General features: G+C 59.9%; 21 protein-coding genes. 12 read left to right on the plus strand and 9 right to left on the minus strand.

Annotated elements, in window-relative coordinates; all coding sequences use genetic code 11:
- The first annotated feature begins 244 nt into the window (after nucleotides 1-244).
- Nucleotides 245-1,582: an NADP-specific glutamate dehydrogenase gene (gdhA, locus tag A462_RS24150; protein ID WP_003215835.1), complete on the plus strand. Its 1,338-nt coding sequence runs from the start codon at nucleotides 245-247 to the stop codon at nucleotides 1,580-1,582.
- On the opposite strand, the gene A462_RS24145 is transcribed toward gdhA, so the two are convergent.
- The 4 genes from A462_RS24145 to A462_RS24130 form a co-directional block, all read right to left on the minus strand.
- Complete coding sequence (locus tag A462_RS24145) at nucleotides 1,579-2,076, minus strand: GreA/GreB family elongation factor (protein ID WP_003215837.1); 498 nt, start codon at nucleotides 2,074-2,076, stop codon at nucleotides 1,579-1,581. The genes gdhA and A462_RS24145 overlap by 4 nt on opposite strands.
- Before the next feature lie 70 nt (nucleotides 2,077-2,146).
- Nucleotides 2,147-2,503 (minus strand): hypothetical protein, encoded by a 357-nt coding sequence (locus tag A462_RS24140; RefSeq protein ID WP_003215838.1) that lies wholly within the window; start codon nucleotides 2,501-2,503, stop codon nucleotides 2,147-2,149.
- A gap of 389 nt (nucleotides 2,504-2,892) precedes the next feature.
- Complete coding sequence (locus A462_RS24135; protein WP_008432830.1) at nucleotides 2,893-4,746, minus strand: Lnb N-terminal periplasmic domain-containing protein; 1,854 nt, start codon at nucleotides 4,744-4,746, stop codon at nucleotides 2,893-2,895.
- Nucleotides 4,747-4,839: 93 nt separating this feature from the next.
- Complete coding sequence (locus tag A462_RS24130; RefSeq protein WP_003215845.1) at nucleotides 4,840-5,328, minus strand: DUF3015 domain-containing protein; 489 nt, start codon at nucleotides 5,326-5,328, stop codon at nucleotides 4,840-4,842.
- A gap of 267 nt (nucleotides 5,329-5,595) precedes the next feature.
- Between A462_RS24130 and A462_RS24125 the strand changes: the two genes are divergently transcribed.
- Together A462_RS24125 and A462_RS24120 are read left to right on the plus strand one after the other, a co-directional pair.
- Nucleotides 5,596-8,034 (plus strand): Lon protease family protein, encoded by a 2,439-nt coding sequence (locus A462_RS24125; protein ID WP_003215847.1) that lies wholly within the window; start codon nucleotides 5,596-5,598, stop codon nucleotides 8,032-8,034.
- A 200-nt stretch (nucleotides 8,035-8,234) separates the two neighbouring features.
- A complete protein-coding gene (locus tag A462_RS24120; RefSeq protein ID WP_003215849.1) occupies nucleotides 8,235-8,561 on the plus strand; it encodes a PA4575 family protein in 327 nt (108 codons plus the stop codon).
- Between the two features lie 51 nt (nucleotides 8,562-8,612).
- Here the strand turns inward: A462_RS24120 and A462_RS24115 are convergent, their stop codons facing one another.
- Nucleotides 8,613-10,448 (minus strand): hypothetical protein, encoded by a 1,836-nt coding sequence (locus A462_RS24115; RefSeq protein ID WP_008432831.1) that lies wholly within the window; start codon nucleotides 10,446-10,448, stop codon nucleotides 8,613-8,615.
- Nucleotides 10,449-10,614: 166 nt separating this feature from the next.
- Between A462_RS24115 and A462_RS24110 the strand changes: the two genes are divergently transcribed.
- Nucleotides 10,615-11,103 carry a TIGR00645 family protein gene (locus A462_RS24110; protein WP_003215853.1) on the plus strand — a complete coding sequence of 163 codons (489 nt, stop codon included), beginning with the start codon at nucleotides 10,615-10,617 and terminating at the stop codon, nucleotides 11,101-11,103.
- Nucleotides 11,104-11,216: 113 nt separating this feature from the next.
- Complete coding sequence (locus A462_RS24105; protein WP_003215854.1) at nucleotides 11,217-11,834, plus strand: FKBP-type peptidyl-prolyl cis-trans isomerase; 618 nt, start codon at nucleotides 11,217-11,219, stop codon at nucleotides 11,832-11,834.
- Between the two features lie 54 nt (nucleotides 11,835-11,888).
- On the opposite strand, the gene A462_RS24100 is transcribed toward A462_RS24105, so the two are convergent.
- The 3 genes from A462_RS24100 to A462_RS24090 form a co-directional block, all read right to left on the minus strand.
- Nucleotides 11,889-12,146 (minus strand): PA4570 family protein, encoded by a 258-nt coding sequence (locus A462_RS24100; RefSeq protein ID WP_003215856.1) that lies wholly within the window; start codon nucleotides 12,144-12,146, stop codon nucleotides 11,889-11,891.
- A 197-nt stretch (nucleotides 12,147-12,343) separates the two neighbouring features.
- Nucleotides 12,344-12,685: a zinc ribbon domain-containing protein YjdM gene (locus tag A462_RS24095; protein ID WP_003215858.1), complete on the minus strand. Its 342-nt coding sequence runs from the start codon at nucleotides 12,683-12,685 to the stop codon at nucleotides 12,344-12,346.
- Between the two features lie 188 nt (nucleotides 12,686-12,873).
- On the minus strand, nucleotides 12,874-13,842 hold the full coding sequence (locus A462_RS24090) for a polyprenyl synthetase family protein (RefSeq protein ID WP_003215860.1): 969 nt from the start codon (nucleotides 13,840-13,842) through the stop codon (nucleotides 12,874-12,876).
- Nucleotides 13,843-14,081: 239 nt separating this feature from the next.
- Here A462_RS24090 and rplU point away from each other — a divergent pair, with 239 nt between their 5' ends.
- From rplU to A462_RS24065, 5 genes are all read left to right on the plus strand, one after another.
- Nucleotides 14,082-14,396, plus strand: a complete 315-nt coding sequence (gene rplU, locus A462_RS24085) for a 50S ribosomal protein L21 (RefSeq protein ID WP_003176051.1) — start codon at nucleotides 14,082-14,084, stop codon at nucleotides 14,394-14,396.
- 34 nt (nucleotides 14,397-14,430) lie between these two features.
- Nucleotides 14,431-14,706, plus strand: a complete 276-nt coding sequence (rpmA, locus tag A462_RS24080) for a 50S ribosomal protein L27 (RefSeq protein ID WP_003215862.1) — start codon at nucleotides 14,431-14,433, stop codon at nucleotides 14,704-14,706.
- A 193-nt stretch (nucleotides 14,707-14,899) separates the two neighbouring features.
- Entirely contained in the window at nucleotides 14,900-16,123 is a 1,224-nt protein-coding gene (cgtA, locus tag A462_RS24075) for an Obg family GTPase CgtA (protein WP_003215864.1), read from the plus strand.
- A 123-nt stretch (nucleotides 16,124-16,246) separates the two neighbouring features.
- Nucleotides 16,247-17,365, plus strand: a complete 1,119-nt coding sequence (gene proB, locus A462_RS24070; protein ID WP_003215866.1) for a glutamate 5-kinase — start codon at nucleotides 16,247-16,249, stop codon at nucleotides 17,363-17,365.
- Nucleotides 17,366-17,382: 17 nt separating this feature from the next.
- A complete protein-coding gene (locus tag A462_RS24065) occupies nucleotides 17,383-17,847 on the plus strand; it encodes a CreA family protein (RefSeq protein ID WP_008432835.1) in 465 nt (154 codons plus the stop codon).
- Between the two features lie 100 nt (nucleotides 17,848-17,947).
- Here the strand turns inward: A462_RS24065 and rpsT are convergent, their stop codons facing one another.
- Nucleotides 17,948-18,226, minus strand: coding sequence for a 30S ribosomal protein S20 (rpsT, locus tag A462_RS24060; protein ID WP_003215870.1), 279 nt, complete (start codon nucleotides 18,224-18,226; stop codon nucleotides 17,948-17,950).
- A 254-nt stretch (nucleotides 18,227-18,480) separates the two neighbouring features.
- Between rpsT and murJ the strand changes: the two genes are divergently transcribed.
- A complete protein-coding gene (gene murJ, locus A462_RS24055) occupies nucleotides 18,481-20,019 on the plus strand; it encodes a murein biosynthesis integral membrane protein MurJ (RefSeq protein WP_008432837.1) in 1,539 nt (512 codons plus the stop codon).
- 118 nt (nucleotides 20,020-20,137) lie between these two features.
- On the plus strand, nucleotides 20,138-21,076 hold the full coding sequence (gene ribF, locus A462_RS24050; protein ID WP_003215874.1) for a bifunctional riboflavin kinase/FAD synthetase: 939 nt from the start codon (nucleotides 20,138-20,140) through the stop codon (nucleotides 21,074-21,076).
- The last annotated feature ends 11 nt before the right edge of the window (nucleotides 21,077-21,087 follow it).

Below are 21,087 nucleotides of genomic sequence, written 5' to 3' on the forward strand. Positions count from 1 at the left end.
TTGACCGCATTGTCATGGATGTACTGGATCAAATGTGGGAGCTGGCTTGCCTGCGATAGCGGATTAACTGTTGGTGCAAGGCCTGGATTGAAATCCTCATTAAGGTGCAAAAAACGCCTGTATTTATATCTAATGCACCATTTAAATTCACAAAAGCGACATTTTGCCCTGTCGCGGTGCGACATGAATTGATAAAGTCCGGGACAAATCTCCTTTAACGACAATAAATTTGCCGAGACTTTTCATGATCGAATCCGTTGAATCCTTCCTTGCCCGCCTCAAGAAACGCGACCCCGACCAGCCGGAATTCCACCAGGCCGTGGAAGAAGTCCTGCGCAGTTTGTGGCCGTTTCTTGAAGCCAATCCCCACTACCTGAACTCGGGCATCCTGGAGCGCATCTGCGAGCCGGAACGTGCGATTGTGTTCCGGGTGTCGTGGGAAGATGACCAGGGCAAAGTACGGGTCAACCGCGGGTTCCGGATCCAGATGAACAGCGCCATCGGCCCTTATAAAGGTGGCCTGCGCTTCCACCCGTCGGTGAACCTGGGCGTGCTGAAATTTCTCGCCTTCGAACAAACCTTCAAGAACTCCCTGACCTCGCTGCCCATGGGCGGCGGCAAGGGCGGCTCGGACTTCGATCCCAAGGGCAAGAGCGACGCCGAGGTGATGCGTTTCTGCCAGGCGTTCATGAGCGAGCTGTATCGCCATATCGGCTCGGACGTGGACGTGCCCGCCGGTGATATTGGCGTGGGCGCCCGGGAGATCGGCTTCCTGTTCGGCCAGTACAAGCGCCTGAGCAACCAGTTCACCTCGGTGCTGACCGGCAAGGGCATGAGCTACGGCGGCAGCCTGATTCGCCCGGAGGCCACCGGTTTTGGCTGCGTGTACTTCGCTGAAGAAATGCTCAAGCGCAACGGCGAGCGCGTCGAAGGCAAGCGCGTGGCCATCTCCGGCTCCGGCAACGTCGCCCAGTACGCGGCGCGCAAGGTCATGGACCTGGGCGGCAAGGTGATTTCCTTGTCCGACTCCGAAGGCACCCTGTACTGCGAAAGCGGTTTGACCGAAGAACAATGGTCGGCTCTGCTTGAACTGAAAAACGTACAGCGCGGGCGCATCAGCGAACTGGCATCGCGTTTCGGCCTGGAATTCCGCGCCGGCAAAGCACCATGGGAACTGGCCTGCGACATCGCGTTGCCCTGCGCCACCCAGAATGAACTGGACGCCGAAGCGGCGCGCACCCTGTTGCGCAATGGCTGCGTCTGCGTGGCCGAAGGCGCCAACATGCCGACCACCCTGGAGGCGGTGGATATCTTTATCGAGGCCGGCATCCTGTTCGCGCCGGGCAAGGCGTCCAATGCCGGCGGGGTGGCGGTGAGCGGGCTGGAGATGTCGCAGAACGCCATGCGCCTGCTGTGGACCGCCGGTGAAGTGGACAGCAAGCTGCACAACATCATGCAGTCGATCCACCATGCGTGCGTGCACTACGGCGAAGAGAACGGCCGGGTCAACTACGTGAAGGGCGCCAACATTGCAGGCTTCGTGAAGGTTGCGGATGCAATGCTGGCCCAGGGCATCGTTTAACCCTCGGGTTCGATGCGCAGGATTTCGATCAACTGATCACCGACGGGGCGCCTCCACAGGACCTCGTCGCCCACCTGTGCACCCAGCAGAGCGCGGCCCAGGGGCGAACCCCAGTTGATCAGGCCCACCGTGGCGTCGGCCTGGTCTTCGCCCACTAACTGAATGCGCTGCTCTTCGTCCTGTTCGTTGGCAAAGGTCACCCAGCTGCCGATTTGCACCTTGTCGGTGGAGGTTGCCGGCGCCACCACCTGTGCGCTTTGCAGGCGCTGGTTGAAGTAACGCAAATCCCGCTCAAGGTCGGCCTGGCGCTGTTTATCGGCCTGCTCGCCCTTGGCGGATTCTTCGCTGTGCTCATGCTGCAACTGCGCGACCCTGGCCTGCAATTGTGCAAGTCCGCGGGCAGTGAGGTGATTGGGTTGCGCGCTGACCTGGCGTTCCACCGGTTGGCTGGCCTGGGCAGCGGCGCTGTCTTCGTTGACGAAAGCTCGACTCATGACGTTCTCCTGCTATGGAGTTTGGGCCATGGTCGCAGGGGTTAAGTTTCGCTGGATGTCTGGAAGCGACCTATTGCGAGCGAAAGGCCCTGGCAGCGTCGCGGTCTTTTTCCTGTTGCCAGGCGCGTTCGCGGTCGTCCCAGTGGCGATTCTTGTAGTCGTTCAGGTCTTCGTTCTCGCGCATGGCCTTGCATTGGCGAAAGCCATCATCCCAGCCTTCGGCGTAGGTGCGGTCTTTCAGGTAGCGCGGGACGTTCTTGCGAAATTCCCCGGTGATCACCCCGGCAGCCTGGCGGCCGCTGCTGCAACCGTCGTCATAGCCATCGGCGAAGGCGGGTGGATAACCCTTGGCCAGCAAATCCTCATGGGTTGATTGGCAACCCGACAGCAGGGCCAACAGGCCCAGCACTACAGCGTACCGCCACATCGCTTGCTCCCTGGCCGTTGAACGGCTGATGGGGGAAGTGTAGGAGTGGATTCGTTCGGGGTATGTGAAACGGATGTGAGAAATCCGTGTGACGCTGCGGCTTCGGGCGATCACGCGCCCCCTGTGGCGAGGGAGCTTGCTCCCGCTGGGGCGCGAAGCGGCCCCTGTTCAGGGTATTGAGATATTCCAGAGAGGGTGAGGTGTCTGGTTTTGGGGCTGCTGCGCAGCCCCGCGGGAGCAAGCTCCTTATGGACTAATTAGAGATCGTTCCCACGCTCTGCGTGGGCATGCCGCTCTGGACGCTCTGCGTCCGCTTTTAAAGGTCGTGACGCAGAGCGTCACAGGATGCATTCCCACGCGGAGCGTGGGAACGATCTACGGCTCAGGGATTAATAGTGATACCACTTCACTTCCAGCATCACTTCGTTCACCGGTGTCGCGAGGTGGCTGTATTCCCGCTGCGCACTCAGTCTCAGCCCCAGGTTGCGCGACAATTCCCACTGTTGATTCAGGCTGATACTGCGCCGCACCTCGCCATTGGTGAAGAAGTCACCCTTGGCTTCCAGGCTCAGGTTGCCCAGCGGGTTGTGCCACAACACACCTGTATTGAACCCGGCAGCCGGGGAGATGGCTTCACCGAAGTCGCTGTTGTGCTCCACGCGCACCGTGCCGAGGGCGAAGCCAAGCATGTCGTCGCGCAGTTGCCAGGTGCCGCCCGCGCCACCGTTGACGTGGCTGACGAGTGTCTCGTCGTCATGCTTGCCCGGTACGCGCTCCAGGCCGCCGGTGACTTGCCACGACCACGGCTGCAGCAGCTCGTTGCGTGGGGTCAGTGAGCGGATGGTTGCCAGATCCAGTTGCTGCAATTGCCAGTGGTTGCCTTCGTACTGGCGCAGTTTCATTTGCAGGATTTCAATCTGCGCGCCCAAGGGGAAGCCTTCGGCGTTGTCGTTCAGGTCGTGGTAGGCCATGCGCAGGCCGTATTCGCCGAAGGCCTTGTCGCCCCGGGTGCCGATGCCGGCTTGCCAGGTGCGGGATTCGTGGCCGTCTTCAGGCAGGCCGGGGCGTTCGATCTTCAGGTCCGGCGCCGGGTTCTGGTTGATCGCCCGCAGCAGTTCGAAGCTGCGCTGGGAACGTTCGGTGTCGCGCTCCAGGCCGTTGGCGCGGTAGCGGCCAAGGCGGTAGGCGGCGTCGATGATCAGGGCCTGGCGGTCTTTGGCGATGGCCTTGAACGCCGGGTCCTGCAGTTGTTTCTGGTCGTCGCTGATCTTCAGCACCCATTGCTGCTCGTCGCTGTCCAGCGGCTTGGCGCGTTCCAGCAGCTCCCGTTCACGGGAAGGGCGGTAATCGATTTTCTCCACCAGGCCGGCTTCTTTCACGGCTTTTACCGTGTCGGTAGGGATCGCGGTCAGCGGGAATTGTTCGGTCAGCCGCAGGCTTGGGCGGGCCACTTGCAGCAGTTCCAGCAGGCGATAGGAGCAGTTTTCGTCGAAGAAGAAATAGTCGAATTGGATCTGCTTGAGTTCCCACACGTGCTCGACCATGCGCTCGGTCTCGACCTGGGTCAGGTTGAGGCGGTATTCCCACAGGTCGCGGTTCTCCAGGCTACGGTATTCCGAGAGTTTTTCCTGGTAGGGCACCAGCGCGAACAGGCCCGGGTAGCCGCCCATCAGGCCCTTCCAGGCGTAGAGGATGCTGTTGTCCGAGCCTTCGATATAGGCGCCAAAGTTGATCGCGTAGCTGAGCAGGGCGGTGTTGTTGCTCTGCACGTCAGCCTGGTCGATGCGCAGCAGGGTATGGCCGAACATTGATGACGGGCTGTTGAGGTAGGCCGCCGGGAAGATCATCACCGCGCTGTGGGGGGCGACGTCCTTGAACCATTGCTTGAACTCCTTGCAGTCCAGCGGCGGCAAGTCGCTCAGGTGCAACTGGTCCTTGAGCCAGCGTGTACGTGCCGGGTAAACGCATTGGGCGTGCTTTTCGCCGAGGCTGGCCGGGGCATACAGCGCCTCGACAGTGGCCTTCAGCTCCTGGTCCGGATGGTGGGCGCCATCGGGAGCGAGGAAGAATTTCTTGTCGCTGACATAGCTGCGCCAGCCTTTGAACTTGCCGGATTCGTAGTGTCCCAGCGAAAGCCAGAACGGGTCGTTGGCCAGTTGCTGCAAACGTTGATCATCAAGGTGCGGCGCCGCATACAGCGGGGCGCAGGCGAAGAGTGCCAGGTAGGCAAGGCGTTTGAGCATGTGGGCAACTTAAGTCGAGATAAAAAGACCCAAAGGGGAGGCAGGTCCAAAAATAATAAAACCCGTGCCTCGAAAGGCACGGGCGGGTCGAGCTTAAGCCTGGGTAGCGTATTTCGCCAGACGGGTGTCGCTTTTCAGTACAGCCAGGGTGTTGTTGTGCACGTCATCAGCGGTTACGTCAGCCTTGCTGAAGATTTGCTGGAAGTGCTCGTGAGTCACAGCGGCAAAGTGCTCGCGGTCTTCAGGAGCAACGCCCAGTACTACAGCGTAGGTAGTCAGCGCTTCGCCGTTACCCTTGGCCATGTCTTCGGACAGCTCGTTCATCATGCCATTCATGGCAATCCACGATTTGCCACCGTAGGTCAGTGCGCTGTTGGTGCTGCAGCCGTTGGTGCCCGAGGTCATGCCGAACGTGGCGTTACCCGAGGTACCGTTGGTGGTGGAGGCCAGGAAGTGAGCCGGAGTGCCGCGTTGGCCTTCGAACAACATGTTGCCCCAACCGCAGTTCGGGCCACCTGGCGCTTCTGCCATTGCATTGAGGGAGACGACGGTGAAGAGAGTACCGAGAAGGATCCGTTTCATAGCTTTGTTCTCTTTGTGTGCAAACCAATGGACAAGGGTTCAGGTGCCTGACAGCACCCTAGGGGTCGGTTATTAGTCCAACCCGCAGCAGGTTGGAGTTTAGGCATGATCCAAGGGTTCCGTGACTTTTTATGAAACAAGCCGGAAACACTCGGTTTTTTTACAGCCCCGAACACGGGTCTATGCTTTCCCCAAGCCGTCCTTGCCAGCCGGCCCAACCCGGCGCCAGAATGCCGTCATCTGCCCCGCCTGATGTAAGGAAGCCCGATGCCTGATCCTGTTGCTGCCAGCTTGCGTCTAGCGCCCGAAGCGCTGACTCGTCCTTTTTCCGCTGAACAGTTCAGCTTCTCGACCACCAATGATTTGGAGCCCTTTCGCGGTGTGCTTGGCCAGGAACGTGCGGTCGAAGCCTTGCAGTTTGGTGTGGCCATGCCACGCCCCGGTTACAACGTATTTGTGATGGGTGAGCCCGGTACCGGGCGCTTTTCGTTCGTCAAACGCTACCTCAAGGCCGAAGGCAAGCGCCTGCAGACCCCGGCCGACTGGGTCTACGTCAATAATTTCGATGAGCCTCGCGAACCCCGCGCGCTGGAACTGCCTGCGGGTGGTGCTGCCGCGTTCATCTCCGATATCAACGGCCTGATCGACAACCTGGTCGCGACCTTCCCGGCGGTGTTTGAACACCCGACGTATCAACAGCGCAAAAGCGCCATCGACCGTGCCTTCAACCAGCGTTACGACCGTGCCCTGGACGTCATCGAGCGCCTGGCCCTGGAAAAAGACGTGGCGCTGTACCGTGACAGCACCAACATAGCGTTTACCCCGATGCTCGACGGCAAGGCCCTGGACGAGGCCGAGTTCTCGCAGTTGCCCGAAGCCGACCGAGAGCGTTTCCACACCGATATTTCCGAACTGGAAGAACGCCTCAACGAAGAACTCGCCAGCCTGCCCCAGTGGAAGCGCGAGTCCAATAACCAGATGCGCCAGTTCAACGAAGAAACCATCACGCTGGCCTTGCAGCCACTGCTGGCGCCGTTGTCCGAAAAATATGCGGAGAACGCGGCCGTCTGCGGCTACTTGCAGGCGATGCAGGTCTACCTGCTGAAAACCGTGGTCGAGCAGTTGGTGGACGACGCGAAAACCGACGCCCAGGCCCGCAAGTTGCTGGAAGAACAGTACTGCCCGAGCCTGGTGGTGGGGCATCCGATCAACGGTGGCGCGCCGGTGGTCTTCGAGCCGCATCCGACCTACGACAACCTGTTCGGCCGTATTGAATACAGCACCGACCAGGGCGCGCTCTACACCACCTATCGCCAATTGCGCCCGGGTGCGCTGCATCGTGCCAACGGTGGTTTCCTGATCCTTGAAGCCGAGAAGATGCTCAGCGAGCCGTTTGTATGGGACGCCCTCAAGCGTGCCCTGCAATCGCGCAAGCTGAAGATGGAATCACCGCTGGGCGAACTGGGTCGCCTGGCCACGGTGACCCTCAACCCGCAAGTGATCCCGTTGCAGCTCAAGGTGATCATCATCGGCTCCCGCCAGTTGTACTACGCGTTGCAGGACGCGGATCCGGACTTCCAGGAGATGTTCCGGGTACTGGTGGATTTTGACGAAGACATCCCGATGGTGGATGAAAGCCTGGAACAGTTCGCCCAGTTGCTGAAAACCCGCACCTCGGAAGAAGGCATGGCGCCGTTGACCTCCGATGCGGTGGCGCGGCTGGCGACCTACAGCGCGCGGTTGGCGGAGAACCAGGGCCGCTTGTCGGCGCGTATCGGTGATTTGTTCCAGCTGGTCAGCGAGGCGGACTTCATTCGTCACCTGGCCGGTGATGAGCGCACCGACTCCGGGCACATCGAGCGCGCACTCAAGGCCAAGGCCACGCGCACCGGGCGGGTGTCGGCGCGGATTCTCGACGACATGCTCGCCGGGGTGATCCTGATCGACACCGCCGGCGCGGCGGTGGGCAAGTGCAACGGGCTGACGGTGCTGGAGGTGGGTGACTCCGCGTTCGGTGTGCCGGCGCGGATTTCTGCCACGGTGTACCCGGGCGGCAGCGGCATCGTCGATATCGAGCGTGAAGTTAACCTCGGCCAGCCGATTCACTCCAAGGGCGTGATGATCCTCACCGGTTACCTGGGCAGCCGTTATGCCCAGGAATTCCCGTTGGCGATCTCGGCGAGTATCGCCCTTGAGCAGTCCTACGGCTATGTCGACGGCGACAGCGCGTCCCTGGGCGAAGCCTGCACCTTGATCTCGGCCCTGTCGAAGACGCCGCTCAAGCAGTGCTTTGCCATCACCGGCTCGATCAACCAGTTTGGTGAGGTGCAGGCGGTCGGCGGGGTCAACGAGAAGATCGAAGGTTTCTTCCGTCTTTGCGAGGCCCGCGGGCTGACCGGCGAGCAGGGGGCGATCATTCCCCAGGCCAACGTCGCGACACTGATGCTCGATGAGAAGGTGTTGCAGGCCGTGCGGCAGGGGCAATTCCACGTCTATGCCGTGCGTCAGGCCGACGAGGCCTTGAGCCTGCTGGTGGGTGAGCCTGCGGGTTCGCCCGACGAAGAGGGGCAATTCCCCGAAGGCAGCGTCAATGCGCGGGTGGTGGAGCGTCTGCGGGCAATCGCCGAGATGATCAGTGAAGATGACCTGAAGGAAGCCGAGAAGGAGTTGGCGCAGGAAGCACTGGCTGAGACCAAGCCGGTGTAATCAATGCCGAAGGGGCCTGGTTCCAGGTCCCTTCGGCATATTTTTGACGCCGTCGTGACGGCAGTCATCCGTTGGTCCCCCAGCCTTGGTTTGTACCGGGTTTCTTCTATTCTCAGCTCAAGGGATAGCCACAGGAGTCGCTGGATAGAAACAGTCTTGCCTTGCGAGGCTGAATACCGGATCTACCGAGGGTCGCCGCCATGTCGCGCAACCTCTGCCTCACCCGCCAGTGCCTGGGCCTGGTCACCCGTATCGAATGTTCCATTCGCCCTCTCGCGGGGGATACCGGGATGTGGACCTTGTTGTTTGCCGCCGGAATGACTGGCGAACAACCCTCCACCATCAAGTCCCAAGGCCCGTTCCACGGACCTTTCGTGGCACAAACCATCCTCGATTCGATTGTTGAAAGCCTGACCCTGCACGGGTACGAGCTGGCTGACGACCCGCAGATCTGGTGCCTGCACCTGCAGGCGCACTTGCGACAACTCAATGGTGGGCGGCAGACGGTGCTAAGCGATATCCGCTGACCGCACTCCCCCCGTAGCAGCTGGCGCTCGACAGCTGCTACGGGGGAGGGGCTATGGCTTGGGGGCAGCGGCCGCCTCGGGTTTGTCCAGCTTCACCTCAAACCCATACTGCACCGTGTCCAGGCCGGTGCGCTGGTAGGTTTCCAATGTCGTCGGCTGGCCGTAGAAGTAATGCACGTCGAAGAGCGCCGTGCCGTATTCCTCGGCGCGGTGGCTGACGCCGAGAATTTCCTTCAGGTAGTTGCCGCTGGCGTCCTTGGCATAGAACCGCCAGCTGTCAGAGGGGAACAGCTTCTGGTCGACAATCAGCGCGTTGTCCTTCAGCTCCAGGCCCTTGGGCAGTTGCCCGGCAGTGAGGCTGCCTTTCTCGATGGTCGCCAGGAACAGCGGCATTGATCCGACGGCAAACCCTGGGTTTTCAGGGAACAGGTTCAGGTCATAGGTGATGGTGCCGCGCCCCGGGTCGACCTCGTAGGCTTCGGCGGGCAGTTCGATCGGCTCGCCAAGCTTGCCTTCGTCGTTGGCGGTGAGGAACGTCACCGGGGCATCGCCGCCGCCGCGGTCCTCGCCCAGCAGGTCGTCGTTGAAGGTGTAGGGGTGATCGAACTCAACGTGCGCCGCACTGGCGTCATCCACCGACTGGTTGATGGTGACGCTTTTCTTCAGTTGGTCTTCGGACAGGGTGGCATCCTTGAGCCAATCCGCAGCCTGGTCGTCATACACGGTGACGGGCATCGGCAACGGCTGTACGGTTTTTTCCAGGCTGTTCTTGTCGAAGCGCCGTACGGGCAGGTCCAGGTCCTTGCGGGTCACCGTGGCCTGGGAAAAGTCGAGCACGCTGACTTGCACATTGTCGATCAGGCCATTGAAGTACACCTTGGTGTAGTGGCTGTTCTGCTTGAGCTCGAAGGCTTTCTGCTCGTCTTCCAGCTGTTTCTCGAAGGCGCCGGACCAGGCCTTCTGCTTCTGCATTTCGGCCAGTTGCTTCTCGTAGAACGCCAGTTGCGCGGCGTTTTCGTTGATCGAGCCCGAGCGCGAGAGAAATTGCCCGGTGGTGTCACGAGCCTGCACCAGCAACGGGTTCGGCGATTCGTCCGCGACTTCCGGCGCCAGCGGGGCGCTGTTGGTCAGTTCGATCTCGGCGTAGTTCTTTTCCAGGGCCAGCAGGGTGACGGTGACGTTTTCTTCGGTGCGCTTGCGGCCCACGTCCTTTTTCGACAAGTCGAAGGTGAAGACTTTACGCGGGGCAATCACTTCCACCTTGCCCTTGAGGGTGACGGGCTGCGGCTGGCTTTTGTTCTCCGTCTCGACGCCTTCGACGAACGGGTAGGTCACCGTCAGGTCATCGGGGTTGGTCAGGTTGGAACTGGTGGGGCTCAACTGGATGCCCGGGTCGGTTTCCGACCATTCCGGCTGGAACGGGATGACCTTGTTGTTGCTCAGGGTCACCGACTGCCATTCCAGGCCGTGTGGGAAGGGGAACTGGTCGGGCATGTTGAAGTTGAACGGGAAGATCGGCTGCAGGTCCGTCAGGTAGTCCGAATGGGACGCCTTGCGCAGGACAAACAGGCCATTGATGTAGGTATCGACCAGGGCCTGCGGCGTAGGGTAATGCTTGAGCAGCGCCAGGGCGTCTTCGCTGTACTCGGCCTCGATGGGCTTGGTGGCGAGCTTGGCGCGCGCCCGTTCCAGCAACAGCAGCGAGCCTCCGAGCTCGGACACGGCGTCCTTGAGCTTGGGGTCCTGAATGGCGTCCAGGGATTGTTCGAACTTGGCGGTTTTCTCTTCGAGACTGGCTTGCTTGTGTTCATCGCTTGGGGAACAACCGCTGCCCATCAGCAACGCCGCACACAGGCCAAGGCTGGCCAAAGGGGATCGCACATCCATTATCTGAGTTTTCCTGTCCGACATCATCGAGCCGAGTTGATGAGCTCGACACTAGCAGAAAAATTCCTTAACAGATGCCGTACAGATCAGTTTTCTCGACGGTTTCTGGGGTTTGGGTGCGGCTGGTATACTCGCCGCCATTTTTAGCCAAGCTGTGTGAGATTCAATGGAACGCTTTATCGAAAATGCAATGTATGCCTCACGCTGGCTGTTGGCGCCGATCTATTTCGGGCTGTCCCTGGGGCTGCTGGCGCTGGGCCTGAAGTTCTTCCAGGAAGTGTTTCATGTGATTCCCATCGTGTTCACCATGAGCGAGTCGGATGTGATCCTGGTGCTGCTGTCGTTGATCGACATGGCCCTGGTGGGCGGCCTGCTGGTGATGGTGATGATCAGCGGCTACGAGAACTTCGTCTCCCAGCTGGACATCGACGAAAGCAAGGAGAAGCTCAACTGGCTGGGGACCATGGACTCCTCGTCGCTGAAGATGAAGGTCGCGGCGTCCATCGTGGCGATTTCGTCGATCCATCTGCTGCGGGTGTTCATGGACGCCAAGAACGTCGATCCCGAGCACCTGAAATGGTACGTGATCATTCACATGACCTTCGTGGTGTCGGCGTTTGCCATGGGCTACCTGGACAAGGTTACCAAGCATTAATCAGCCCCTGGCGCTCTCCTGCGCGGGGCTCATCAAGGGCGTGGCTTGTGTGCTAGTCTGCTCGCCCTTTTAGTTTGGACGGCACCTGTGTCGTCCTACAGCGGAGCCTTTCCATGTCCGAAGTTAATCTGTCCACCGACGAAACCCGCGTGAGCTACGGCATTGGCCGTCAGTTGGGCGACCAGCTGCGCGACAACCCGCCACCGGGCGTGAGCCTGGACGCGATCCTGGCTGGCCTGACCGACGCTTTTGCCGGCAAGCCTAGCCGTGTGGACCAGGAGCAAATGGCCGCCAGCTTCAAGGTCATCCGCGAAATCATGCAAGCCGAAGCCGCTGCAAAGGCTGAAGCTGCTGCTGGCGAAGGCCTGGCTTTCCTGGCTGAAAACGCCAAGCGTGACGGCATCACCACCCTGGCTTCCGGCCTGCAATTTGAAGTGCTGACTGCAGGTAGCGGCGCCAAGCCGACCCGTGAAGACCAGGTGCGTACTCACTACCACGGCACCCTGATCGACGGCACTGTGTTCGACAGCTCCTACGAGCGCGGCCAGCCTGCGGAATTCCCGGTTGGCGGCGTGATCGCCGGCTGGACCGAAGCCCTGCAACTGATGAATGCCGGCAGCAAATGGCGCCTGTACGTGCCGAGCGAACTGGCTTACGGCGCTCAAGGCGTTGGCAGCATCCCGCCGCACAGCGTTCTGGTGTTTGACGTCGAGCTGCTCGACGTTCTGTAAGACCTTACCTGCAGGAGCGAGCCTGCTCGCTCCTGCAGTGTTTTGCGCGGTTGCTCATGGATGAAACTTGCCATTGAGATCCGTCACCGGGCGCAACGCTCGGGCATAGCAGAACAGAAACAGATTTCTCACCACTTCCTTCAGCACCCCGGGCTCACTGGAACTCAGGCCATTGACGTCCAGGTCGCCCTGATCCTGCAGTTCGCTTAACGCCTCTTCTTCCAGCACCGCGCAGACTTCCCCGGTTTCCCGATGGAGGATTCGCAGGTAAGGGTGTGGACGGTCCAGCCAGGCATCGATCAAATAAGTCATGGGAAGTATCTCCTTGATGGATTTCAATGAGAATAATTCTTATTCGTAGAATAGCAAGTCCCTATTGGCCATTTCCGGACTTTTCTATGTGGATATTGTTTTTGATCAAAAGGCCTGGCCTTTTGCCGCCAGTGCGGAAGTGACGCGGGGAGGGTGAAGCGCCATCCCGTGCAGGGCACGGGATGGAGGCAGCATATTCAGACCTTGCGGACGAACTCGGACTTGAGTTTCATCGGGCCGATACCGTCGATCTTGCAGTCGATATCGTGGTCGCCATCGCACAGGCGGATGTTCTTGACCTTGGTGCCGACCTTGACCACCAGGGACGTGCCCTTGACCTTGAGGTCCTTGATCACGGTGATGGTGTCGCCGTCCTGCAGGACGTTGCCCACAGAGTCTTTCTTCACGGATTCATCGCTGGCCGCCTCGGCTTCGCCGCCGACGGCCCACTCATGGGCGCATTCCGGGCAAATCAGCTGGGCGCCATCTTCGTAGGTGTATTCGGAATTGCATTTCGGGCAGGGTGGCAACGTGCTCACTAAAGCTCCTTTGGTTTCAGGATGGCTAAAAAGCGCACATTGTATAGGGTTTTAGCCGGGCAGGGGGCCGCAACGCCAGAGAACGCTGCGGGAGCTGGCTTGCCTGCGATGCAGGCACCTCGGTTTGTCTGTTACACCGCGGTGATGCAATCGCAGGCAAGCCAGCTCCTGCATGGAGCAGAGCAGAATCAGTGAGTACGGGCGACCGCGAACTCACTCAGCTCAACCAGGGCGTCCCGGTATTCGCTGGCTGGAAGGGCTTCCAGGCATTGGATCGCGCGAGCCACGTAGTCACGGGCCAGTTGCGCCGTGTATTCGAGGGAACCCGAGGCTTCCACGGCTTCGCGGATGCTTTCCAGGTCTTCGATCCCGCCTTTCTGGATCGCCTTGCGCACCAGGGCGGCCTGTTCCGGCGTGCCTTCGCGCATGGTGTAGATCAGTGGCAAGGTCGGCTTGCCCTCGGCCAGGTCGTCACCGACGTTCTTGCCCAGGGTTTCGGCGTCGCCGCGATAGTCCAGCAGGTCGTCCACGAGCTGGAAGGCCACGCCCAGGTGATCGCCGAAGGTGCGCAGGGCTTCGCTCTGCTCGGGCGTTGCTTCGCACAGGGCGGCGGCGCTATGGGTCGAGGCTTCGAAGAGCATCGCGGTTTTGCCGCGAATCACTTCCATGTAGGTTTCTTCGGTGGTGCTGGCGTCGCGAACCTTCGACAGCTGCAACACTTCGCCTTCGGCGATGATGCGCGTGGCCTGTGAAAGAATCTTCATCACCGGCATCGAGCCCAGCTCGACCATCATTTCGAACGAGCGCGAGTACAGGAAGTCGCCCACCAGCACGCTCGGCGCATTGCCCCACATCGCGTTGGCCGTCTCGCGACCACGGCGCATGCCGGACATGTCGACCACGTCGTCGTGCAGCAGGGTGGCGGTGTGCAGGAACTCGATGGTCGCGGCCAGCAGGCGCAGGTCATCGCCTTCGCGGCCCAGGGCCTTGCCACACAGCAACACTAATAAAGGACGCAGGCGTTTACCGCCGGCCGACGTAATGTAGTCGCCAATTTTGGAGACCAGCGGCACTTTAGAAGTCAGCTGCTTCTTGATGATGCCGTCGACGGCGCTAAAATCGTCCGCCACCGCGCGGTAGAAAGCTTGGGGTTGCATCAGCGACAGTCGCTCCAGAAGGGTTGCGCGGCATGCTAGGACCCACGTCCCGTAGTGTCAAGGCGCGATAGACGGCTACTTGCAACACCTCCATAGCTTGCGTACAATCGCGCACCCTGAACTTCCTGGGCAGCACCTGCCTTACGCAATTGCATTCGGGACGTCCATCCCATGCAGCCATGCCAGCCAATACCTCTTCTTATAAAGCGCTGGGTGAGCAGGATTATCGGAGAAATACCATGTCGTACGCAGTAATTGTTACTGGTGGCAAGCAATACAAGGTCGCCCCAGGTGAATACCTGAAGATCGAGAAGCTGGAAATCGCTACTGGCGAATCCGTTACTTTTGATCGCGTTCTGTTGGTCGCCAATGGCGATGACGTGAACATCGGCGCTCCAGTTGTTGCAGGCGCTACCGTTGTGGCTGAAGTGATCTCCCAAGGTCGTCACGATAAAGTCCGCATCATCAAGTTCCGTCGTCGTAAGCACCACATGAAGCGTATGGGCCACCGCCAGTGGTACACCGAGATCAAAATCACCGGTATTCAGGCTTAATTTCAGCCTAATTCCTCACTAGGAGAATTGACTCATGGCACACAAAAAAGCTGGTGGTAGTACCCGTAACGGTCGCGACTCAGAAGCCAAACGCCTTGGCGTGAAGATGTATGGCGGCCAGGTTATCATTCCGGGCAACATCATCGTGCGTCAGCGCGGCACCCAATTCCACGCCGGTTACGGTGTTGGCATGGGTAAAGATCACACTCTGTTCGCTAAAATCGACGGCGTGATCAAGTTTGAAGTAAAAGGCGCTTTCAACCGCCGTTACGTGAGCATTGTCCCGAAGACTGAAGTCGTCGCGGCATAATTACGTAGTTGCTGGAAAAGCCCTGTCTCGCGACGGGGCTTTTTCGTTTGTGGGGTGAGTCTCTTGCAAAGCTGTTTGTGATGGGCGAAAGCAGTGGATTTGCGGTCGTTGCTTGAGGTCGCTGCGCTCATTTTTGCAAGAGTCTTATGTCTTGGTTTCTTAAGCTCGTCCGTGCGACGAGAGGCGTTTTGTTATGAAGTTCGTTGATGAAGTTTCGATCCGAGTAAAAGCTGGCGACGGCGGTAACGGTTGTATGAGTTTCCGTCGGGAAAAATTCATCGAAAACGGTGGTCCTAACGGTGGTGATGGTGGTGATGGCGGCTCGGTCTACATGATCGCCGACGAAAACCTCAACACCCTGGTGGACTACCGTTACACCCGGCACTTTGATGCCGAGCGTGGCTCCAACGGCGGCAGCACTGACTGCACCGGTAAAAAAGGCGAAGAGTTGGTGCTGCGGGTTCCGGTTGGTACCACCGTGATCGACTCCGCAACCCAGGAAGTCATTGGTGACCTGACCAAAGCCGGTCAGCGCCTGCTGGTGGCTCATGGCGGCTGGCACGGTCTGGGCAACACCCGTTTCAAGTCCAGTACCAACCGTGCGCCACGCCAGACCACGCCGGGCAAGCCAGGCGAGCAGCGTGACCTGAAGCTGGAAATGAAGGTGCTGGCTGACGTGGGCCTGCTGGGTCTGCCGAATGCCGGCAAAAGTACGTTCATTCGCTCGGTGTCTGCTGCCAAGCCGAAAGTCGCCGATTACCCGTTCACTACCCTGGTGCCGAACCTGGGTGTGGTCAGCGTCGACCGCTGGAAAAGCTTCGTGGTTGCGGACATTCCGGGCCTGATCGAAGGCGCTTCCGACGGCGCAGGCCTGGGGATCCGTTTCCTCAAGCACTTGTCCCGCACCCGTTTGCTGCTGCACCTCGTCGACATGGCGCCGCTGGATGACACCAGTGCACCGGACGCTGCTGAAGTGATCGTCAGCGAGCTGACCAAGTTCAGCCCGTCCCTGGCTGAGCGTGATCGCTGGTTGGTGCTGAACAAGTGCGACCAGATCCTCGAGGAAGAGCACGAAGAGCGCGTCAAGGAGATCGTTGATCGCCTGGAATGGACCGGTCCGGTCTACGTGATCTCGGCCATTGCCAAAGAAGGCACTGAGCGCCTGACTCGCGACATCATGCGTTACCTCGAAGACCGTGCCGATCGCCTGGCCGCCGACCCTGTCTACAAGGCCGAGCTGGCTGAACTGGATCAGCGCATCGAAGACGAGGCTCGTGCCCAGTTGCAGGCGCTGGATGATCAGCGTGCCCTGCGTCGCAGTGGTGTCAAGTCGGTCCATGATATCGGTGACGATGATTGGGACGAGGAAGACGTGGATGATGAAGATGGTCCGGAAATCATTTACGTGCGCGACTGATTCGTTGCAGTAAACTTAAGCGCCGCTCAATCGAGCGGCGTTTTGGTATCTGGAAATCGGTAGTCACGAATAACGTTATGGGCGGCGCTGGGTCGCGCGGCCCTCTATCTAAGGTTGAAGATGATGCGGAGCAAGGTGACAGGTGCGCAGCGTTGGGTCGTTAAGATCGGTAGCGCGCTGCTGACGGCGGATGGCAAGGGGCTGGATCGTGCGGCCATGAGTGTCTGGGTGGACCAGATGGTGGCCTTGCATGAGGCCGGCGTCGAGTTGGTGTTGGTGTCGTCCGGGGCGGTTGCCGCCGGCATGAGCCGCCTTGGCTGGACCGCGCGACCCAGCGCGATGCACGAGCTGCAAGCCGCTGCTGCCATTGGTCAGATGGGCCTGGTGCAGGCCTGGGAGTCCAGCTTTGCCGAGCACGGGCGCCACACGGCGCAGATTCTGCTGACCCATGACGACTTGTCCGACCGCAAGCGCTACCTGAACGCCCGCAGCACCCTGCGTGCCCTGGTTGAACTCAAGGTGATCCCGGTGATCAACGAGAATGACACCGTGGTGACCGACGAGATTCGCTTCGGTGACAACGACACCCTGGCAGCGCTGGTGGCCAACCTGGTTGAGGCTGATTTGCTGGTGATCCTCACGGATCGCGACGGCATGTTCGACGCTGACCCGCGCAATAACCCTGAGGCCCAGCTGATTTACGAAGCGCGTGCCGATGATCCGGCGCTGGATGCGGTGGCTGGCAGTGTCGGCGGTGCCCTGGGGCGTGGCGGCATGCAGACCAAGCTGCGTGCGGCACGGCTGGCGGCGCGTTCCGGCGCGCATACCATCATCGTTGGCGGTCGGATTGAGCGGGTGCTGGATCGCCTCAAGGCGGGCGAGCGCATCGGTACGCTGCTGTCGCCTGAGCGTGGCATGCTGGCGGCGCGCAAGCAGTGGCTGGCGGGGCATCTTCAGACGCGCGGTACCCTGGTGTTGGATGCTGGTGCGGTTTCAGCGTTGTCCCAAGGCAACAAAAGCTTGCTGCCGGTGGGTGTAAAACTGGTCCAGGGCAGCTTCCGCCGTGGCGAAATGGTGGTGTGCGTGGCGCCGGACGGTCGTGAGATTGCCCGTGGCCTTGCCAACTACAGCGCCCTTGAGGCGCAGAAAATCATCGGGCAGTCGTCTGAGGCGATTGTCGGTCTGTTGGGTTACATGGCTGAGCCGGAGCTGGTTCACCGGGATAACCTGATTCTGGTTTAAGTAAAAAGGAAGTCTCGATGCGCGTAATGAAGGGATTGCTCGGTTTGCTGCTGGCGATGCCGTTGCTGGCGTCGGCCGAAGAGATTGGCCAGGTGTCGACGGTGTTCAAGTTTGTCGGCCCCAATGACCGGATCGTGGTCGAGGCCTTTGATGACCCGAAGGTGGATGGCGTGACCTGCTACCTGTCTCGCGCCAAGACGGGCGGGGTAAAGGGTGGGTTGGGTCTGGCGGAGGATCGCGCCGAGGCGTCGATTGCCTGTCGCCAGGTAGGTGCGATTCGCTTCAAGGGCGAGCTGAAGGATGGGGATGAGGTGTTCAAGGAGCGCACGTCCCTGGTCTTCAAGACCATGCAGGTGGTGCGTTTCCTCGACAAGAAGCGCAATACCCTGGTGTATCTGGTCTACAGCGACCGCTTGATCGAAGGCAGCCCGCAGAATGCGGTGACGGCGATTCCGATCCTGCCGTGGCCCACAGCGCAATAAATCTGAAGCAGAGCCGGCATGCCGGCTCTTTTTTTGGCTTTCCCAAATCGCAGGCAATAAAAAACCGACCCTGGGGTCGGTTTTTTAACAAGCTTATCGCTTAGGCTGCAGCAGCAAGGTTCAGAGCCTTGATGTGGCCATTCAGACGACCTTTATGGCGAGCAGCTTTGTTCTTGTGGATGATGCCTTTATCGGCCATACGGTCGATAACTGGCACAGCCAGAACGTAAGCAGCTTGAGCTTTTTCAGCGTCTTTTGCGTCAATGGCTTTAACTACATTCTTGATGTAGGTACGAACCATGGAACGCAGGCTGGCGTTGTGGCTGCGACGCTTCTCAGCCTGTTTTGCACGTTTTTTGGCGGAAGGTGTGTTGGCCACCGTCGAGCTCCTCGAAAGACTTTTTAGGAAATAGCAAACAAAATAGGCCGCGAATCATGCCGATGAGTTGAAGTCTTGTCAAGGGCGTGTGATGCGAACTGCTGAGTGGTCGATCTTAAGAGGCGGGTGATTTATTTCCGGCGCTTGACCTGTAAACTCGCGAGCTTTGGCTCTGTGCTTGTTGCAGGCGCGGAGTATCGCATATGTGGGCCGTTTGTTCGCCTGCTCTTTATCTATAGGCAAAAACTCTTTCAATGAATCTGCTCAAATCGTTGGCCGCTGTCAGCTCTATCACTATGATTTCCCGGGTTCTGGGGTTTGTGCGTGACACGCTGCTGGCACGTATTTTTGGCGCCAGCATGGCCACGGATGCCTTCTTCATTGCCTTTAAACTGCCCAACCTGCTGCGGCGGATCTTCGCCGAGGGGGCTTTTTCCCAGGCATTCGTGCCGATTCTGGCGGAGTACAAGGCCCAGCAAGGCGAGGAGGCGACCCGCACCTTCATTGCCTATGTTTCGGGTTTGCTGACGTTGGTGCTGACGCTGGTGACGATCGCCGGGATGCTCGCCGCGCCCTGGGTGATCTGGGCCACGGCCCCCGGTTTTGCCAATACACCGGAAAAATTCGCCCTGACCACTGATCTGTTGCGGGTGACCTTTCCTTATATATTGCTGATTTCCCTGTCGTCCCTGGCCGGGGCGATCCTTAATACCTGGAACCGTTTCTCGGTGCCGGCCTTCGTGCCGACCCTGCTTAACGTCAGCATGATTATTTTTGCGCTGTTCCTGACACCGTATTTCGATCCGCCTGTGATGGCCCTCGGCTGGGCGGTCCTGGCTGGTGGCCTGGCACAACTGCTGTACCAGCTGCCGCACCTGAAGAAAATCGGCATGCTCGTGCTGCCGCGTTTGAATCTCAAGGACACCGGCGTCTGGCGGGTGATGCGCAACATGCTGCCGGCCATCCTCGGGGTTTCCGTCAGCCAGATTTCCCTGATCATCAACACCGCCTTCGCCTCGCTGCTGGTCTCGGGTTCGGTGTCGTGGATGTACTACGCCGACCGTCTGATGGAATTGCCGTCCGGCGTGCTCGGCGTGGCACTCGGCACCATCCTGCTGCCAACGCTGTCGCGTACCTATGCCAGCAAAGACCGCCACGAATATTCGCGGATTCTCGACTGGGGCCTGCGCCTGTGCTTCGTGCTGGTGCTGCCGTGTGCCGTGGCCCTGGGGTTGCTCGCCGAGCCGCTGACCGTCGCACTGTTCCAGTACGGCCAGTTCACTGCGTTTGACGCCTCGATGACCCAGCGTGCGCTGATCGCCTATTCCGTTGGGCTGCTGGGCATTATCGTGATCAAGGTGCTGGCTCCCGGCTTTTATGCTCAACAAAACATCCGTACCCCGGTAAAGATCGCGATCTTCACCCTGGTGGTTACCCAACTGCTCAACCTGGCGTTCATCGGTCCGCTGAAGCATGCCGGGCTGGCGCTGGCGATCAGTGTGGGGGCCTGCATCAACGCCGGGCTGCTGTTTTATCAGCTGCGTAAACAGAAAATGTTCCAGCCTCAGGCGGGCTGGGGCTCGTTTGCGCTCAAGTTGGTGGTGGCGGTGGGGACGATGGCCGCGGTACTGCTGGGCCTGATGCACTTCATGCCGGCCTGGGAGCAGGGCCATATGCTCGAGCGCTTCATGCGCCTGGGAGCGTTGGTGGCGGCTGGTGTGCTGGTGTACTTCGGCATGTTGCTGCTGATGGGCTTCCGCTTGCGGGATTTCAATCGCAAGTCGCTGAGCTAGAGACTTTTCGTCGATAAGACGGTTGTTTTATCGATTCGCGCAAATGGCCTGCGCTGTTGCCTGTCGTCCGGGGCCGGGTGTGGTTATAATCGACCACTTTATGAGCAAGAAGCGCGTTATGCAGCTGGTTCGAGGTCTCCACAACCTGCGCCCCCAGCATCGGGGCTGCGTCGCCACTATTGGCAACTTTGACGGTGTTCACCGTGGCCACCAGGCTATCCTGGCCCGCCTGCGTGAGCGTGCGGTTGAGTTGGGCGTGCCCAGCTGCGTGGTGATTTTTGAACCACAGCCGCGCGAATTCTTTACCCCGCAGACGGCGCCGGCGCGTCTGGCCCGCCTGCGGGACAAGCTGCAACTGCTGGCTGAAGAAGGTGTGGACCGCGTCCTCTGCCTGGCTTTCAACCAGCGCTTGCGCAGCCTCAGCGCCGCCGAGTTCGTCGACCGTATCCTGGTGGACGGCCTCGGCGTGCAGCATCTGGAGGTCGGCGACGACTTCCGTTTCGGTTGCGACCGGGTAGGGGATTTCGATTTCCTGCAGCAGGCCGGCGTCACCCAGGGTTTTACCGTCGAAGCCGCGCAAACCGTCGAACTGGACGGCCTGCGCGTGAGCAGTACCCAGGTGCGTAACGCCCTGGCCGCTGCCGACTTCGCCTTGGCCGAGCGTTTGCTCGGTCGCCCGTTCCGGATTGCCGGGCGGGTGCTGCACGGCCAGAAGCTGGCGCGCCAACTGGGCACGCCAACCGCCAACGTGCAGCTCAAGCGCCGTCGTGTGCCACTGACCGGGGTTTACCTGGTGAGTGTCGACATCGACGGCCAATCGTGGCCCGGAGTCGCCAACATAGGCGTCAGGCCCACGGTTGCAGGTGATGGCAAAGCCCACCTGGAAGTTCACCTTTTGGATTTTGCCGGTGATTTGTATGACCGGCGTTTGACGGTGGCTTTCCACCAAAAGCTGCGTGAAGAGCAGCGTTTCGCCTCCCTGGAGGCGTTGAAAACGGCGATCAATGCGGATGTCGCCGCCGCCCGTGCACTAGCCGCACCTAGCGCCCATCGCTAATGAAGAGCCTT

Origin of the sequence: Pseudomonas sp. Ag1 (genome assembly GCF_000278565.1) — a bacterium.
In the GTDB taxonomy this organism is placed as follows: domain Bacteria; phylum Pseudomonadota; class Gammaproteobacteria; order Pseudomonadales; family Pseudomonadaceae; genus Aquipseudomonas.